Raw genomic sequence first — 15,770 nt, forward strand, 5'->3', positions numbered from 1 at the left:
TCAGGCAGGATCGAATACTTAACCTTGGTTAATTTTATATTGCAACTAAGTTAAGTTTGATTATAACTCCCGTTCATATTATAATTGGCGTTAGTTAATACTGGAAGATTGTCATATCAAATGAAACCAAATATCACTGCCAAATAATCGAACAAACAATAGGAACTTTCTGATGTCACAAGAACAAAATGAAAATTGTGCTGAACTTATCAACGAGGCGATTAGCGAACAAGACGGCATTGTGCAGGTTAGCTTGCACCCGCAAGACGGCCGTCTTCAAATAGAGTACGATCCGCAAAAACTGTCTGAACCAGCGGTAGAAAAAGTAGCCGAGCAGGTAAGCCCCATTTTGCAGGAACGCTGGCACACCTGCACCATGCGGCTGGGCAAACATGGCGGCCGCGCCTGCGAATCCTGCGCGGTGGGGCTAGAGCGGCAGCTAGGGCAGCTCCCTGGCGTGCGCCGCGCTACCGCCAGCTTCATGGGCGGCGCACTTTCCGTCACCTACGATGACCAAATCATCTCCCCTGATGAAATTTCACTGCATGTGCAAAAAATGGGCGTCTCAGTGGCTCCCTCGGCGGCAGCGCTGCAAACGGCCGTACCCACACCCACAACCCCCACTTCACCCCTGCGCCGCGCCTGGAAGTGGTTGGCAGACGGCCGTATCGAAGCCATCTTCACAGCCATCACCTTCATCACCATGATTGGTGGCCTCATTGCCGAACGGCAGGAAGCGGCCGTTGTTGCCACCGTGCTGTTTGTGATTGCCTACATCGCGGGCGGCACCTTTGGCTTGCAGGGCGGTTTGGAGTCGCTCCGCAACCGCACCATTGACGTAGACTTGCTCATGATTTTAGCCGCCATCGGCGCAGCCATCGTCGGTGAGCCGTTTGAAGGCGCCATGCTGCTCTTCCTCTTCTCCCTCTCCAACGTTTTGCAAGATTTTGCCCTGGATCGCACTCGCAACGCCATCAAAGCACTCATGGAGCTGCGCCCGGCGCAGGCCCTGGTGCGGCGCGGTGACAACAGTTACCTGCTGCCCATCGAAAAAGTGGTGGTGAGCGACCGCATCCTGGTGAAACCGGGTGAACGAATTCCGCTGGACGGTGTGATTGTAGACGGCCGTTCCGCCATTGACCAATCCTCCATCACCGGAGAATCCATGCCCGTCAGCAAAGAAATTGGCGATACGGTGTTTGCCGGAACGATTAACAAAAACGGCAGCCTGGAGATTCGCGTCACCAAGCTAGCAAAGGATTCTACCCTGGCCAAATTGATCCAGATGGTGGAAGAAGCCCACAGCGAAAAGGCCGAAACGCAGCGCTTTATTGACACCGCCGAGCAATATTACGCCATTGGCGTCATTGTGCTGACCGCACTCGTCGCCATTGTGCCCATGCTTTTTTGGCAAGAGGCGTTTAGCGAAGCCTTTTACCGTGCCATGACGGTGATGGTGGCCGCCTCGCCTTGCGCCATCGTCATCAGCACCCCCGCTACGGTGCTTTCGGCCATTGGCAACGGGGCGCGGCGCGGCATTTTGTTTAAGGGTGGCATTCACGTAGAAAACGCCGCCACCATCAAAGTGGTCGCCTTCGACAAAACCGGCACGCTCACCAAAGGGGAACCGGAAGTCACCGACATTTTGTCGCTGGATGGGCAAACCATCGAGGCTGATTTGTTGGCTTTAGCCGCTGCTGTCGAAGCCAAATCAGAACATCCGCTGGCGCAGGCCACGGTGAAAGCCGCCCAGCAGCGGCAACTAAGCTGGCCTGAAGCGACCGATTTTGCAGCCACCACCGGGCAAGGCGTGTGGGCAACTGTCTCTGGGCGGCACATTTGGATTGGCAACGGCCGTTTCTTCACCAAATTCAATCCAGTCGGGCTAAAAAACGCCGAGGCACAGCTAGAACATCTGCAACAAATGGGCAAAACGAGCGTGCTGGTGGCCGAGGTGGATGAAAGGGCCGGAACGGCCGTTCTCCTGGGTATCCTGGCCTTTGCCGACGTGATCCGCCCGGATGCGCCAGACGTGGTGCGTGCCCTTCATGCCAACGGGGTCGAGCACGTGGTCATGCTCACCGGGGACAATGACGCCGTGGCTAAACAGATTGCTGATCAGGTGGGTGTGGATGCTTGCTTTGCCGATTTATTGCCTGAGGATAAGGTAACGGCCGTTAAAGAAGTGCGTCAGCAGTACGGCCCCGTGGCCATGGTGGGCGACGGCGTCAACGATGCCCCCGCCCTAGCCACCGCCGACATCGGCATTGCCATGGGCGCCGCCGGTACCGACGTGGCTCTAGAAACGGCCGATATTGTGCTGATGGCCGACGACTTGAACAATATTCCTTACACCATCGGCCTCAGCCGCAAAACGCGGCAAACGCTGCTGCAAAATCTGGGATTCGCCATCTTCATGATTGTGCTCATGCTGGGAACTATCTTCTTCTCCGGGCTAGCCCTTCCCGCCGCTGTAGTGGGTCACGAAGGCGGAACAGTGCTCGTTTCACTGAACGGTCTGCGCATGTTGGGGTACAAACAGAAGTAATTGTGAATTGTGAACGACCGTAACTAACAATTCGCCGTTCACAATTCACAATTTGTAGAGACTGGGCACAATCACATCGCTATCTGTTATTTTTGCAAACGGCCGTTCACCGCCTCTGCCCACTTATCTACCCAAAAGCCGCCGCTATCTGCCAAAATCGAAACCACCACCCGCCCTTGACGGAAATTCACCATGCGAAAGCCCGTGTTTTGCAAAGCACACACCTCTTGCCCGACGACCGGTGGCTCTGCTTCCTCCATTTGCGGTGCTATGCAGGTGCGAGCCAGCATCTCAATGGCGGCTTCTTCATCCGCCATCTCGAACAGGTCACAAAACGCGGAGGTGTTGGTAAGCTGGTTCTCGATCAGCGCAACGCCGTAATAATTTTCAATCTGGTCAGCGAGGAAGGTTTCGGGGGGAACGGCCGTACGCACATCACCAACAACAAACGGCGGATCGGCAGTTACATCCTCTGGCTGGCAGGCCACATCCGAAAGGACAATTTCCGAATTGTTTTGACAGTCAATTAGCAAAATAATCAAACAGCCCAAAACAACGAGCCAAAAGAGATACTTTTGACTCTTATACATTCAAACCTTTCTTTCTATGATTGCCAAACCAGCGGGCAAAGAAGATTCTGTTTGAGCCAATCACTAAACGATAAGAAAAGAAAACTAATATCAAATATGGAAAGCAAAGAATCAAAAAATTGTCCTGCAATTCTTCAATGGATAAAAGCATCCAACCGCTTATGAGGCCACAAAAAATCCAGAACTGTAGCACAAACAAAGCGTTGAGAGCAGAGATTGCAAAAGCGATCCATGACTTTACTTCATACTCTGCCAACACACTCCTACCGCCAGTAATTACATAAAACGCAAATATGAAAACAAAACCCCAATACCCGATCTCAACATCAACTAAAGCCATCAAAAAAATGCTAGCTATTCCAAGAAAACCTAATAAAAAAACACTTGACAATGAAGCTGAAGAGCCATTCATATTGCCCACCTGCAAAGCCAGTTAGTAGTTTTTTATCAACTCAACATGCCCACGCAAACTTTCGGCCATTTTAGGGATTGAAATGTACTCATCCACCACATGCGCCTGGCTTTCTTCGCTGGCGGCGTAGCCGATCATGCTGAGGCCGTGGGGGACAAAGTGACGGCCGTCCGTAGCAAACTGGTAGCTGCTCAACGCCGCCTCACGCCCCATGCCCGCACCGATGAGTGCCTGCGCCCGCTGCACTTTTTCGTCGGTGGGCGAGGTGTAGAAACCGTAAATCGTCTCGTCGGCATCGGGGAAAGGGGTGGGTGTGGTGCAAAAACCATCTTCCAACACGACGGGCTGGTCACCAGCCACTTTTAGCACAAACGCTTGCAAGCTCTGGGGGCTTTCACTGGCGGTGCGGAAGTCCAAGCAGACGCGCGTCCAGGCGGGCGTCACATTGGTACTTTTGGTGTCCACCTCGACGATGGTGGGTGAAACGGTGGTTGGCCCCAGCAATTCATGCGCCGACAGCTCACTTTTTGCAACCTGCAAATCCTGTAAAAATTTAGCGAGAGCATAGTTGGGATTGACACCTTTTTCTGGCACGCTGGCATGGACGGAACGGCCGTTAAACTGCACCCACATCTGCGCTATCCCCCGATGACCCAGGGCGATCTTGTTATCCGACGGCTCGCCCAAAACCACCAAATCCACGTCATAATCCAGATTTTCTACCCAATGCTTTGCCCCAGCACCGCCAATCTCCTCCTGTACCACACCACTAAAAACCACATCCCGGCGGGGGCGGATGCCCATTCGCAGCAGGGCGGCCATGCTGTACACCTGCACCGCCAGCGGCCCCTTGATGTCGCAGGCGCCACGCCCCACAATGCGCTCGTCCACAATTGTGCCGCCGTAGGGTGGCACTGACCACAGGCTTGGCTCACCGGGATCAACGTGATCGAGGTGCGTGTTTAGCACCAGTGCGCCTAAGGATGGGTCGGTGCCTCGGATACGGCCGTTGACATTCCCAATTTCATCAATCCACACCTGATCAAAGTTGAGCCGCTGCAACTCGGCCGCCACTAGCTCCGCAAGCTGTGCCTCCTCAAACGGCATACTCGGCGTCTGAATCAAACGCTGGGTAAACTCAACACAATCTTGTAAAAGGGTGTCCCAATCGAGACTCATTTGTTTATCCTTTAATGGATGCTAGTGGTTGGTAAGAGGAACAAGCCACCAACAACTAACAACCAGACACTACCCTAATTTCAAAAAATAGACAGAAAACGCAACCACTTCCCGTACGTAGGAAAAAGTTCGGGTGGCGTTGTTAATCCAGCGAATGGAGCGTGTGGGCGAACTGTACGCTTCCATGTTTAGGCTATCAGCAACGGCCAGCGCTCGGCGCATGTGGTTAGGGGTACTGACAATGAGAAACGTTTCCAGGCCGTTTTGCTGGGCAACCAGTTGGGCATTTTGTAAATTTTCAAAGGTGGAGGTTGAGGCTGTTTCAACCAAAATATCGGCAGGCTTTACACCACGCGCAATGGCATAGTTGCGTCCCACCTCCCCTTCGGCCAGTTCGTCACGATTGCCAACGCCACCTGTAAAGATGAGCTTTTCCACGGTGCCGTCCTGGTAAAGCTGAATGGCGTGGTTGATCCGCTCCCGAAAAACGGCCGACGGCCGATCTCGCACCACAGCCGCCCCTAGCACAATGGCCGCATCCGCCGAGCGCGTTTCATCTCGCAGCGAAAACAAAAACACGGTCATCGCCGCATACCAACCAAACAAAATAATGAGGGCAACGATTCCTGTAAAAACCCGCGCCAAAAAGCGAACGGCCGTTTGCAAAAACCTCATTTCTATAATCCTGTGTAGCCTTGCGAGGTCAGCCATTGCTTAATCTCAGCACACGTCTCATCCGGCGTCTTATCTTTGGTGTAAACTGTATGCTTAGCCAAAAGATAATTGGATGGATGCCTGACAAACTGCTCATTGAGTTGCAATAGCTCATTGTTGGCTTCCACCCCCTCTGAAGCTAACATCTCAACAAATCGGCCGTTCAAAATTGCCACCGACTCATTTTTGTCTGGAGATGGCAACAATAAAATGACAAAAGGATAGGGTGCTAATGCCATTTGAACGCGCTTAAACAAATCCTCATCATTGTACACAGAGTGACCAGCACCAAAATCAATCACGCCTGCATCATGGTCAGCCAATATCCTGACCACCGTGTGTGCTTCAAACGGTTTCCAATATTCGAGCAACCCTGTTATCCCCTGGGATTGTCTAATCTCCCCAGCCAGTGCGTTGTCATATCCAATCTCTTCATAATAACCCCAGCGCACGTCATCCACTGAAATTCGAGGACAGCCAAGTGCCTCAACCAATAAGGTAGCCACACTGCTTTTGCCCGCGCTAATCGGGCCAATAAGAATAATCGTTGAGTCCATTCTTTCCTTTTGTTGAAACCTTAGCTACCAACTTCAACCAACTCTCGCTGCCAAAACCAACGCGCCAACCACAGCCCCCAGATGGGAATGAGTAGGATCGCAAATCCACCGATGCCAGTTTCACCAACCGTGTATGCCAGCGGTGGCGGGATTAATGCCTCAATCAAAGCGAGAAGTGTCAACGCCACGCCAACCACGTTTGTAAACTGCCCAAACCGAAGGGAATGGGAACGGAGCTTGCCAGCCAGCCAAATGAGCCACAAGCCCATAAACGCAAAGCTAATCGTTTTCAGCCCGCCATCTCGAATTGGTTCCATGTACTCCCAAATTTGGGCCACAAACAGGGGGTTGCCTTGTGCAAAGCGAGCCACCACGGGGGTGCCTAGCTGGTCAACCAGGCTGGCAACCAAGCCAAAAACGACCCCGACAATGCCGATAGTTGTAAATCCGCGAGCGCATTTGTCGCCCGCGCCCAATTCTGCTAAATGACTTACGAGGAAAACGGCCGTACACAACCCCACCGTCGTCCCCACATGAAAAGCACGCCAAGAGATCGCATTTTGGCGAACAAACGCCAAGAAAAGCTCGCTACTATCCCAAAAGCCAGGCGGCAGCGCCTGAATTTGTGGAAACCAAACAAAAAGGTTAATGCCGACCGCCACCAACCACCCCAGGGTCAACACGCCGGCTGCTAAAGTTCCCAATCTATTGTAGGACATCATTCATTCCTTCTACCTGCTTTCTCGCCTGAAATTAATGCGTCGGCACCGTCTGTCATTAGTATGATAAAGCAAAGACGAAAGGCCGACTGTCATTAGGTGCAAGAAACCGTGCGGGAGATGTGGCCCATCGTGAAAAAGATAAAACAAGCAGCCAAAAAAGCGACCATTTGTTAGGATTGCTCCAGCTTGGTAGGCCGATGTCATTGGCAACCAGCCGCGCAGGAGCGCAGGTCACCGAGCCAAGAGATTCAGCGAGAACCCGAACAGTTGTTGGGACATTGCAGTCCGTATCATTGCTAGTGCGGGTCACAAAGGAGTACCTGATGGCAAAGCAAACCGAAGAAACCTTTTTTGGCATTGACGTTTCCAAAAACCACCTGGATTTAGCCCAGTGGGGAATCGAAGAAGTGTTGCGACACGATAATGACGCAACCGGTATCGCCACCCTGGTGGAAATAATGTCAACGAAAACGGCTGTCACCTTGATAGTGGTTGAGGCCAGCGGTGGATTCGAGCAAGTTATGGTTACAGAACTGGCCGCTGCCTCTCTGCCCATTGTCGTCGTCAACCCGACACGAGTGCGTAACTTTGCTCGTGCCAAAGGGCAAGTAGCTAAGACAGACAAGATCGATGCCCAGATGATTGCCAGCTTTGCCCAGGCGGTCCGTCCAGAGGTACGTACTTTGAAGACGCAAGACCAGCAGCTCATCAAAGCATTGGTCACGCGTCGTCGCCAACTGATCGATATGCAAACAGCCGAGAAGAATCGGCACACCACGGTCAATCCAGAATTGCGGCCTCGTTTGGAGAAGCACCTGGATTGGTTAGCTACTGAATTAGCTGAAATTGAGGAAGACCTCAATGATTGGATCAACAAAAATGCCCAATGGCGCGAAAAACGAACCAGTTTAGAAAGCGTGCCCGGCGTGGGCCAGGTCACCTCCTTTACGTTGCTGGCTGAATTGCCCGAATTGGGTACATTGTCTCGACAAAAAATCGCCGCCTTAGTTGGCCTGGCTCCCTTCAATCGGGACAGCGGCTGTTCTCGCGGACGACGCCATATTTTTGGCGGACGTTCAGATGTTCGTTCTGTTTTGTACATGGCTGCTCTTTCAGGCATTCGTTATAACCCGGTTCTCAAAGCCTTTTATGACCGTTTGATTGCGAAAGGAAAACTCCCCAAAGTCGCTCTCACGGCCTGTATGCGTAAATTGTTAACCATTTTGAATGCCATCGTCCGTGATGGCTCTGCTTGGATATCAGCTTAACGAAATGCGCTTTTTGCTCTTGACTTTTATCACAGTTGCTCCCGCGCAGGCGGGAATCCACTTGCGTCACACTTTGGATTCCCATTTTCACGGGAATGACAAGTTCATATTGATCTGTTTTGTGAAAATTCGGGCAAATTCAATGCAAAACACTACTCAAGTTTGATTTTACGGAAGATGTTCTGCCAAAAATGCCCGCATTTGTTCTGTAAACGTATCTGGATCAATTGTGAAAATATTTAGATGCCCCGCACCGGGAATGGTGTGCAGCTGCTTGGGTTCATTAGCAGCAGCAAAAATAGCGCGCCCCTGTGCCACTGGCACAATGCGATCCTGCTCGCCGTGCAGAAGCAGAAGTGGCATATTTAGATTTTCCACAATCGCAACCGTCCGAATCTCGGTGAGCGGCTCATCCGTGGCTGAATCAATCCGGCTGAATACGGTAGCGGCTAAAAAGCCGGGGGCGCGAGCAATGCTTGGCATAATGTTGGGCATATTTTCTTCCAGACTGGCGTAGGTGCTTTCCAGCACTAGCACAGCTAACTCTGGCAGTTGGGATGCCGCCAAAGCTGCCGCCGCTCCGCCCATAGATTTGCCCACCAAGCCAATACGGGTCGAGTCTACCTCTGGGCGGGTCTGCAAATATTCAAAGGCAGCAACCAGGTCTCTAGATTCAGCCTGCCCCCAGGTGGAGATGGCGTCGCCACTCTCGCCGTGATTCCGCAAATCAACCAGCAATGAACCGTAGCCTGCCTGGTGCATGGCAGCAGCCTGCGCTAGCAGCGCACCCCGGTTGCCGCCAAAGCCATGCGCGTAGATGAACACTGCTCCGTTGCCATCTTCTGGGGGCGGCACAAACCAGGCGGCTATGGTGATGCCATCGGCCGTTGTGAATCGCACTGTCTCGGCGGCGAGATCAAAATCGGCTGGGGTTTGGCTGGGTTGACTGCGTCGTGGATAGAGCAGCCTGTCTGCACTTTGCCCAATGAGCCGATTACCATACCAAACGGCCGTTCCCACCCCCACTACCAACACACCAAGAACTATCCAACCAACAATGCCCATACGCCCTCGCCTTTTGCTACGACTCATCAAACGCTCCAATCAAATTGAGTACCGCCATCGTATTCAACGTTGCTTTCGGTACAAATGAACTGACCTTCACATATTCCTGATCTTTACTGCCATCTTCGCTCCGTTCGGAGCAGTGGGCATTGCCGCCAGAAGGCCCAAGCCCATCAATGCAAGGCACTTGCTGCCAAAAATGGTTGCCATCGCTCAACCCGCCCCGCTCCTCAGGCAAAATGGTGAAGCCCAGCGACTCGCCCGCCTCTTTCCAAACGTTAAACAGGCGATCCGTTGCCTCATTCCGCGCCCACGGCGGCGTCTTACGGTACAGGTTCACCGCAACCGAACAGGCGTAGCCATCCAATGGGCTATGCACATCAGATTGCCCGTTTAGAGCCAAAATCTTATCTACCGTCTCGCCAAAAACAGTTGGCTTAAAGGTTCGCATTTCCAACCAGGATTCTGCCTCGTGCGGCACGCGGTTGGTGACGACGCCGCCACGCATGGTGCCCACGTTCACCGTCACCTGCTGCTCGTAGTTGGTTATGTCGGCCAGCTTGAGAATGGTATGGGCCATCTGCACCACGGCGTTGGCACCGTTGGGATGAAAGCTGCCTGCGTGGGAAGCCCGACCTTCTGTTTTTACCTGGAAGATGGCCATACCCTTGCGCGCCACCACAATTTGGAAGGTATCGTCTACCTTGCTGCCGCCTTCAAAAATAAGGCAACCTAATGTGTTGGGACCAGTCAGCCGCTCGGTACACAAACGGCCGAAATCTTCTGCCTCGGCCTCTTCAGAGGCGTCAATGAGGATGACCCAATTGATGGCGTCAAACTGCTCTGGAGCATGCTGCTGCAATGCCTCTAGCATCATATAGATGAGCACCGTGCCGCCTTTGATGTCTACCGTGCCTGGGCCGTAGATGCGGTCGCCTTCTTGGCGCCAATGGAAGTTGTTGCGCTCTTCTTCATGAGCAGGAAAAACGGTGTCGTGGTGGGAGACGAGGCCGATTTTTTTGTTGGTACGGCCGTTCCGCGTGAGAACTAAATGCTTGCCGTAATGTAAAATGGCGGATTGGATAAATTCTGCTTCAAAACCAAGCTGGGCAAACAGTTCGGCCGTCATCCGTCCCAGCGCATTCACGCCAGTGGCGTTGGCGGTAAAGCTATTGATGTCTACCATTTGGTGGAGTGTGTCTAAATAATTGGGTAAGTTTGCTTCAAAATGTGCCTGCAACGTGGCGGGCAACGTAATGCGATTCATGCGACCTTCCTTAATGAAATTGCCACAGAGCACACAGAGAATTTAAAGATTTTAGCAAGCATATTGTTCAGTACGTTCTGTAGCAAAAATTTGTTTGGTCTTTCTATCACGATCCCCCGTTTTAGGCGAATTGGTTATACCAATGGGCAAGCAGTCCAAAATTCGGGTAAACTTAGCGGCTGATAGTTTTAGTTGCTGGTGATTAGTGGCTAGTTATGAGTATTAGCCACCAGCAACTAGCCACCAACTTTGGAGTGAAATTTATGCGTGGAGTGATTGCTGCTGGAGATGCAGGAACGGCCGCTGCCGGACAACAGATTTTGCAAGCGGGAGGTAACGCGGTGGATGCTGCCGTCGCCGCCGCCTTTGCGTCATTCATAGCTGAAATTGGGGTAGTGCATCTGGGCGGTAGCGGCATTGCCCACCTGTACGACCCGCAAAGCGGCCGTTCGCTTGTCTACGACTTTTTCAGCAATACTCCTGGTTTAGAAGGGACATCCCCCAATCCACTAGACTTTCATGAAGTGACCATTGATTTTGGGGCGACAACGCAAAATTTCCACCTGGGGCGGGCGTCGGTAGCAGTGCCGGGCAACATTGCCGGGCTGTGCCAAATGGCGGCAGATTACGGCCGTCTCCCGCTAGAAACTCTCCTCCAACCTGCCCTCAAGCTAGCCAAAGATGGCCTGTCCATCGCCCCTTTCCAAGCAGAAACCTGCGCTTTGCTGCAACCCCTGTACACTTACACCGCCGGGATGCGTGCTATATTTTCGGCAAACGGCCGTATGATCCGCGCTAACGAAAGATTGTACGTACCCAACCTGTACGACACTTTGCAAACCCTCGCCCGCGAAGGAGCCGCCTTTGCCCAAACGGGCGCATTGGCGCAGGCGCTGGCTGCTGACCAAGCTCAAAACGGTGGGCTACTCACGCTAACAGATCTGGCCAATTATCGTGTCCAGAAGCTCCCTTCCATTCGCTTGCCCTACCGCGAATACGAAATTTTGCTGCCGCCGCCCAGCTCCACTGGGGGGGTACTTACCGCCTTTACGCTCAAGCTACTGACCCATTTTGATATGCAAAAACGGCCGCACGGCTCCGCCAGCCATCTGCAACTGCTATACGAAGTTATGGTGGCAACCAACCGCGCCCGAAACCTGTGGGAAGATGCCAGCGACGCCCTGCCGGTGGAAGAAGCAATCGGCCGTTTTCTGGATGACCGCTTTGTGAAGGGGTATGTAGAAGAAGTACAAGACGCCCTCATCAGCAAAAGTGCCTCGCCGTTTGCCCCGGAACCGCCCGCACCGAACAACACCAGCCACCTCAGCGTGGTAGATGGCGACGGGCTAGCCGTGAGCCTTACCACTACGGCAGGCGAATCTGCCGGGTATGTGGTGCCAAGCACCGGCTACATCCCCAACAACATGATGGGCGAGGCAGATTTGCACCCCAACGGCTTCCACACCCGCCCTGTTGGGCAGCGACTGCCCACTATGATGACCCCCGTTGTAGTGCTAAAAGATGGGCAGACGCGGCTGGTGTTGGGCAGCGGTGGCAGTATACGCATTCGTAGTGCTATTATGCAGGTACTCAGTAATTTGCTAGATTACCGAATGTCGCTGGACGATGCCGTGAACACGGCACGGGTGCATGTGGAGGATGGTGCGCTTCAGTGTGAGCTGGGCTATCAGCCAGAGGCGGTGGATGAGCTAGAGGGAATGGGGTATCCGGTCAATCGGTGGCCAGTACGCAGTATCTATTTTGGTGGGGCACACTCAGTTTCTCGCAAGACAAACGGCCGTTTGGTGGCCGCTGGTGACAGCAGACGAGGTGGCGCAACGGCCGTTGCCTAAAATGGCAATTTGTGACACAAATGAACGCTTTGCGTCTAATAAGTTGCCTTGCTTATCAACCACACATCGAGGGGTTCCAAATGAAGGTACCACAAGCACTAATCGTTGAAGACGTTACCGACTTGGCCGTGATTTTTGCCCAAGCAATTGCAGCTGCTGGGTATGAAGTAACCACCTTGGCTGATGGGCTCTTAGCCCAAACCTACCTCAATGAGACAGTGCCCGACTTGATCCTGCTGGACATTCATCTGCCCCACCTGCGCGGCGATAAACTATTTCAGCACCTCCACCGAGACCCGCAATTTAATCAAACAAAGATCATCATTGTCACGGCCGATTCCCACCGGGGTGAAGAGCTACGAGAAGAAGTGGATTTGGTACTTCTTAAGCCCATTAGCTATTTACAACTGCGCGACCTAACAAGCCGTTTAGCCACCGTCCAAAAATCGCCTGGCTAAACCAACAGATTACGCAGATTTTCCTGATTGCCCTTCATTTTTATCAGGAAGATCAGGGCAATCAGCGTCCTCTTTACGAAGAAGAGAAATTTCTCCCTGCAATCAGAATGACAATTGTAAATATCAGTGTAGTGAGAGGTCAGCAATCATCGTGAGAAAGACGCTATTTTCTAGCTGGTTGTACTGGTTAGCTGGTGCTTCTGCCCAGGCGACAATGTCTTGGCCATCTTCCACTCGCGCCATTAAAAAGCCCCAGACCGTACCGGCCTCCGGGTCGTCGTAGCTAAAATCAACCCGCAGCCAAACCAATCCGCCCAGCGGGAAATCATATGGTTCACCAACCTCAAAGTTTTGCACATCTGCGCCTGCATCACGCGCCAATGAGGTAACGACACCAAGCGTATCCAGCGTGGTCGGCTCTGTGCGGAGGGCAACAAAAGTGGTTGCCCCAGCACCAAACCATTCCCAACTACCTACTTGCTGGTAGGCAAAGGTGGCAGGCTGCGCCACCGTGAAGTCGTCTAGCGAAGCAATCGGCCAGCGCCCAGGTTGAAGGCCAATGCCTACGTCACGGTAAGCCCAGCTTTCGGCGATGGTTTGCACGGCTGCCTGGGTGGTTGCTTCGTCGCTAGACAATCCATCCACATCTACCACAAAGCCAGTACCGTTATGCACAAAGGTGAGAAAGATGCCGGTGTGTTCACCATCCTCCGGCTGATTGTAACCGTAAACAGTCCGCAAGCCGGGCTGCCCCGCTACCAAAATCTCATCTTCAAACAAAATGTCTACCGCGCCAAACTGCTGGAGCGTTTGCGCTTTGAGCGTTTCGGGAGTGATGGCTGTGTCTAGATTGGGATAAATTGTGACCTGGAATTGGGTACTGCCTTGCCGTTGGCTCGTGTAAAGCAAGGTGTCCTGGTAGCGGGGGTAAAACCACGCTTCGGGGTACAAGAATTGGAAACCCAGGTAGGGGTCCAGGTAGGCTTCGTAGCTGGGGGTGAGGACACTGTTGTCCACAATGAGATCAATAAAGGAAACGGCCGTCTGCCCCGCCACATTCTCCGCCTGAAAACCAAAAAAGTGACGGCCGTCTGGCAATGGTCGCCACTCAAAATAAAGTGCACGATTGTCATCGAAGAAGAGGCTCGTGCCCGGTTCGCGCAAAAATTCTCCATCAGCGTAGAAAAGGGTGTATAGCTGGAACTCATCGCCCGGCTGGGGTAACAGTTCCGCAGGCGCGTCGGTGGCGTCTGACTGCACTGTCCAGACCCGCGTGAAGCTGGCGGTGCGGTGGTCAAAAACGAGATTGGCGTCCACGTAATTCTCGCCGTTGGCCCGGCGGTAGCGGCCCTGTACTGTGAACAGGGTGCTACCCGGCTTGGTGGGCCACATCACCACAAAGTCGCCGTTGTCGAAGCTGTCGTACAGATAGGTTACTTCCGTTTCCCAAACGTAAAAATCATCATGCACGCCGTCGCGCCACTCCACAATTTGGCTGCCATCGGGCAAAAAGGTGGGTTCCGGGTTGAGGTGGTCGTACTCTAGCAGGAGTTGACGGCCGTCTTCCAAATAGCGTCCGGCAATGAGGGCCACGTTTTCCACATCGCGGCCAATTACCTGAAAGTTGATAAAGGCGGGATTTTGCAGCCCAGCCACGGGAGCCTGCGCCGCGCTAAGATTCACGGCTGGCGGTGGCAGCTCTGCCTGGCCGACGGCGTGGTACGTTTGTAAGAAGGCGTCCCAGGCGGCGAGTTGGGTGGTTGTGCTGTAATCGGTGTCGTAAAAACGGCCGTTCCGAGGAAAGTATATCGCTACCCCCTGGCTATTTTTTAGCCCTGCCCCGGTGCCGTTGGCAATGACGGCATTGCTGACGGCAGCCATAACCTCATTTGCCGCATTGACAACGGCCGTATCCGGGCTGCGCTGCGCCAGAATCGAGGCAAAATGGTACAAATCAATGGCGGCGTACTGTTCAAAACTGTCTGGGTAGACGCGGGCAAAGGCGGCTGCGCCACTGCGGGCATCACCTACCGCGCTGGCAACAAAGGCGGGTTCCACGATGAGGGCGTTGGCTAGCTGCTCAACCGCCAGCGTTACCCCTTCTAGCTGGCTCAAATCAACGGCCGACATGGTGACAAAATCGTCGGGCTGTACGGCCGTGTAAAAGTTGAGAAATTCCTCTACCATGCTGCTGGCCAGGGAACGGCCGTCTACGGCAGGATTGGCGTACAGGGTGCGGAGCAACGCTTCGTAATCCCAGCCTAGTCCGGGGGTAAGTTCTTCTGAACCGACGGCGTAATTTGTGAACGGCCGTACCGCTTGAAACACATCCAGCTGCCCCATCAAGCAGGCATCAAAGCCAATCACATCTAGTTTGGACACCCCCGCTTCGGCCAAACCAATCTCCAATGCACCTTGCAAATCCGGCAGGCTGATGTGGTCGCCATTGTCAAAGGTCGGTGCGTCCCCATCGTAGGCGATGCCGCTCCAGCCCGCCCCATGATCCCACACAATGAGCGCGTACCGATTGGCCGGAAAGCTCTGAATCCCCCAGCTAATAAAATCAGCCAGCACCGCCGGATCGCCCATGTTTTGCTCACCCAAGCCTTGCAGCGGCTCAGAGTTGAGCAAGTTGCGGTCATCATCCCCCAAAATGCGGTAGCGGCGCGTGTCGCTCCAATCGCCATCAAGACTGGTTTCTCCCAAAGCGCGGTCAATCTGCACGATGACATTGACTTGCTCGCTGCTGCCCGCCGCTTCCATCTCATTCAGGTCCAGCAGCCCTGGCAGCTCCAGATTATTATCCGCGTCCATGTAGATGAGGATGGTCCAGTCGTCCAAAGTAGCGTCATAGGTGGCCGTGGGCAGCGGGGCACTAGTGGGTGGCGGCGTGGGGCTGGGCAAGGCGGGGGTCGGTGGGTTGGGGATGGATTGGGAGGTTGGGAGGAGTGGAACGTTTGTAGGCAGAGGCGTCGCCTGCTTAAAACCATCACACCCAAGCAAAACCAAGGAAACCAACCACAAAACAGCAATTAAACGCATTCGCAAAACACACATACAGCAATTATCCACAGATTGCGCCAATTGACGCAAATTGGGCAAATTTTCTTTTCTCGCGATTGACTTAAAGAGCACGC

13 protein-coding genes are annotated in these 15,770 nt (G+C 53.4%); 4 read left to right on the plus strand and 9 right to left on the minus strand.

Annotated features, from left to right (window positions below):
• The first annotated feature begins 172 nt into the window (after window positions 1-172).
• The gene (locus ACOQPM_RS18460; protein ID WP_420631733.1) at window positions 173-2,548 is read left to right on the plus strand and encodes a heavy metal translocating P-type ATPase; all 2,376 of its coding nucleotides are present in this window, start codon (window positions 173-175) and stop codon (window positions 2,546-2,548) included.
• Window positions 2,549-2,634: 86 nt separating this feature from the next.
• Here the strand turns inward: ACOQPM_RS18460 and ACOQPM_RS18465 are convergent, their stop codons facing one another.
• The 6 genes from ACOQPM_RS18465 to ACOQPM_RS18490 form a co-directional block, all read right to left on the minus strand.
• Window positions 2,635-3,138 (minus strand): hypothetical protein, encoded by a 504-nt coding sequence (locus ACOQPM_RS18465; RefSeq protein WP_420631734.1) that lies wholly within the window; start codon window positions 3,136-3,138, stop codon window positions 2,635-2,637.
• Window positions 3,131-3,550: a hypothetical protein gene (locus ACOQPM_RS18470; RefSeq protein ID WP_420631735.1), complete on the minus strand. Its 420-nt coding sequence runs from the start codon at window positions 3,548-3,550 to the stop codon at window positions 3,131-3,133. The genes ACOQPM_RS18465 and ACOQPM_RS18470 overlap by 8 nt, the downstream gene beginning before the upstream one ends.
• A gap of 21 nt (window positions 3,551-3,571) precedes the next feature.
• Window positions 3,572-4,729, minus strand: a complete 1,158-nt coding sequence (locus tag ACOQPM_RS18475) for a M20 family metallopeptidase (protein ID WP_420631736.1) — start codon at window positions 4,727-4,729, stop codon at window positions 3,572-3,574.
• Window positions 4,730-4,798: 69 nt separating this feature from the next.
• A complete protein-coding gene (locus tag ACOQPM_RS18480; RefSeq protein WP_420631737.1) occupies window positions 4,799-5,404 on the minus strand; it encodes a YdcF family protein in 606 nt (201 codons plus the stop codon).
• Window positions 5,405-5,406: 2 nt separating this feature from the next.
• Window positions 5,407-6,000, minus strand: a complete 594-nt coding sequence (locus tag ACOQPM_RS18485) for a shikimate kinase (protein WP_420631738.1) — start codon at window positions 5,998-6,000, stop codon at window positions 5,407-5,409.
• A gap of 20 nt (window positions 6,001-6,020) precedes the next feature.
• Window positions 6,021-6,722, minus strand: coding sequence for a hypothetical protein (locus ACOQPM_RS18490; protein ID WP_420631739.1), 702 nt, complete (start codon window positions 6,720-6,722; stop codon window positions 6,021-6,023).
• Between the two features lie 323 nt (window positions 6,723-7,045).
• On the opposite strand from ACOQPM_RS18490, the gene ACOQPM_RS18495 reads away from it, so the two are divergent.
• Window positions 7,046-7,990, plus strand: coding sequence for an IS110 family transposase (locus tag ACOQPM_RS18495; RefSeq protein ID WP_420627234.1), 945 nt, complete (start codon window positions 7,046-7,048; stop codon window positions 7,988-7,990).
• Window positions 7,991-8,158: 168 nt separating this feature from the next.
• Here the strand turns inward: ACOQPM_RS18495 and ACOQPM_RS18500 are convergent, their stop codons facing one another.
• Complete coding sequence (locus tag ACOQPM_RS18500; RefSeq protein WP_420631740.1) at window positions 8,159-9,082, minus strand: alpha/beta hydrolase; 924 nt, start codon at window positions 9,080-9,082, stop codon at window positions 8,159-8,161.
• Window positions 9,072-10,322, minus strand: a complete 1,251-nt coding sequence (locus tag ACOQPM_RS18505) for a M20/M25/M40 family metallo-hydrolase (protein WP_420631741.1) — start codon at window positions 10,320-10,322, stop codon at window positions 9,072-9,074. Before ACOQPM_RS18505 ends, ACOQPM_RS18500 begins: the two co-directional genes overlap by 11 nt.
• Window positions 10,323-10,585: 263 nt before the next feature.
• Between ACOQPM_RS18505 and ACOQPM_RS18510 the strand changes: the two genes are divergently transcribed.
• Both ACOQPM_RS18510 and ACOQPM_RS18515 read left to right on the plus strand, forming a co-directional pair.
• Entirely contained in the window at window positions 10,586-12,175 is a 1,590-nt protein-coding gene (locus ACOQPM_RS18510; RefSeq protein WP_420631742.1) for a gamma-glutamyltransferase, read from the plus strand.
• An 80-nt stretch (window positions 12,176-12,255) separates the two neighbouring features.
• Window positions 12,256-12,633 (plus strand): response regulator, encoded by a 378-nt coding sequence (locus ACOQPM_RS18515; RefSeq protein WP_420631743.1) that lies wholly within the window; start codon window positions 12,256-12,258, stop codon window positions 12,631-12,633.
• A 123-nt stretch (window positions 12,634-12,756) separates the two neighbouring features.
• Here ACOQPM_RS18515 and ACOQPM_RS18520 read toward each other — a convergent pair whose 3' ends face one another.
• A complete protein-coding gene (locus ACOQPM_RS18520) occupies window positions 12,757-15,690 on the minus strand; it encodes a clostripain-related cysteine peptidase (protein ID WP_420631744.1) in 2,934 nt (977 codons plus the stop codon).
• Window positions 15,691-15,770 lie beyond the last annotated feature (80 nt).

This window comes from Candidatus Leptofilum sp., from assembly GCF_965223525.1.
Lineage (GTDB): Bacteria > Chloroflexota > Anaerolineae > Promineifilales > Promineifilaceae > Leptofilum.

What these genes read in the sequence shown, in the direction of transcription:
- ACOQPM_RS18460 (WP_420631733.1), top strand. Translation starts at nt 173, where the DNA reads ATGTCACAAGAACAAAATGAAAATTGTGCTGAACTTATCAACGAGGCG.
- ACOQPM_RS18465 (WP_420631734.1), bottom strand. Translation starts at nt 3,138, where the DNA reads ATGTATAAGAGTCAAAAGTATCTCTTTTGGCTCGTTGTTTTGGGCTGT.
- ACOQPM_RS18470 (WP_420631735.1), bottom strand. Translation starts at nt 3,550, where the DNA reads ATGAATGGCTCTTCAGCTTCATTGTCAAGTGTTTTTTTATTAGGTTTT.
- ACOQPM_RS18475 (WP_420631736.1), bottom strand. Translation starts at nt 4,729, where the DNA reads ATGAGTCTCGATTGGGACACCCTTTTACAAGATTGTGTTGAGTTTACC.
- ACOQPM_RS18480 (WP_420631737.1), bottom strand. Translation starts at nt 5,404, where the DNA reads ATGAGGTTTTTGCAAACGGCCGTTCGCTTTTTGGCGCGGGTTTTTACA.
- ACOQPM_RS18485 (WP_420631738.1), bottom strand. Translation starts at nt 6,000, where the DNA reads ATGGACTCAACGATTATTCTTATTGGCCCGATTAGCGCGGGCAAAAGC.
- ACOQPM_RS18490 (WP_420631739.1), bottom strand. Translation starts at nt 6,722, where the DNA reads ATGATGTCCTACAATAGATTGGGAACTTTAGCAGCCGGCGTGTTGACC.
- ACOQPM_RS18495 (WP_420627234.1), top strand. Translation starts at nt 7,046, where the DNA reads ATGGCAAAGCAAACCGAAGAAACCTTTTTTGGCATTGACGTTTCCAAA.
- ACOQPM_RS18500 (WP_420631740.1), bottom strand. Translation starts at nt 9,082, where the DNA reads ATGAGTCGTAGCAAAAGGCGAGGGCGTATGGGCATTGTTGGTTGGATA.
- ACOQPM_RS18505 (WP_420631741.1), bottom strand. Translation starts at nt 10,322, where the DNA reads ATGAATCGCATTACGTTGCCCGCCACGTTGCAGGCACATTTTGAAGCA.
- ACOQPM_RS18510 (WP_420631742.1), top strand. Translation starts at nt 10,586, where the DNA reads ATGCGTGGAGTGATTGCTGCTGGAGATGCAGGAACGGCCGCTGCCGGA.
- ACOQPM_RS18515 (WP_420631743.1), top strand. Translation starts at nt 12,256, where the DNA reads ATGAAGGTACCACAAGCACTAATCGTTGAAGACGTTACCGACTTGGCC.
- ACOQPM_RS18520 (WP_420631744.1), bottom strand. Translation starts at nt 15,690, where the DNA reads ATGTGTGTTTTGCGAATGCGTTTAATTGCTGTTTTGTGGTTGGTTTCC.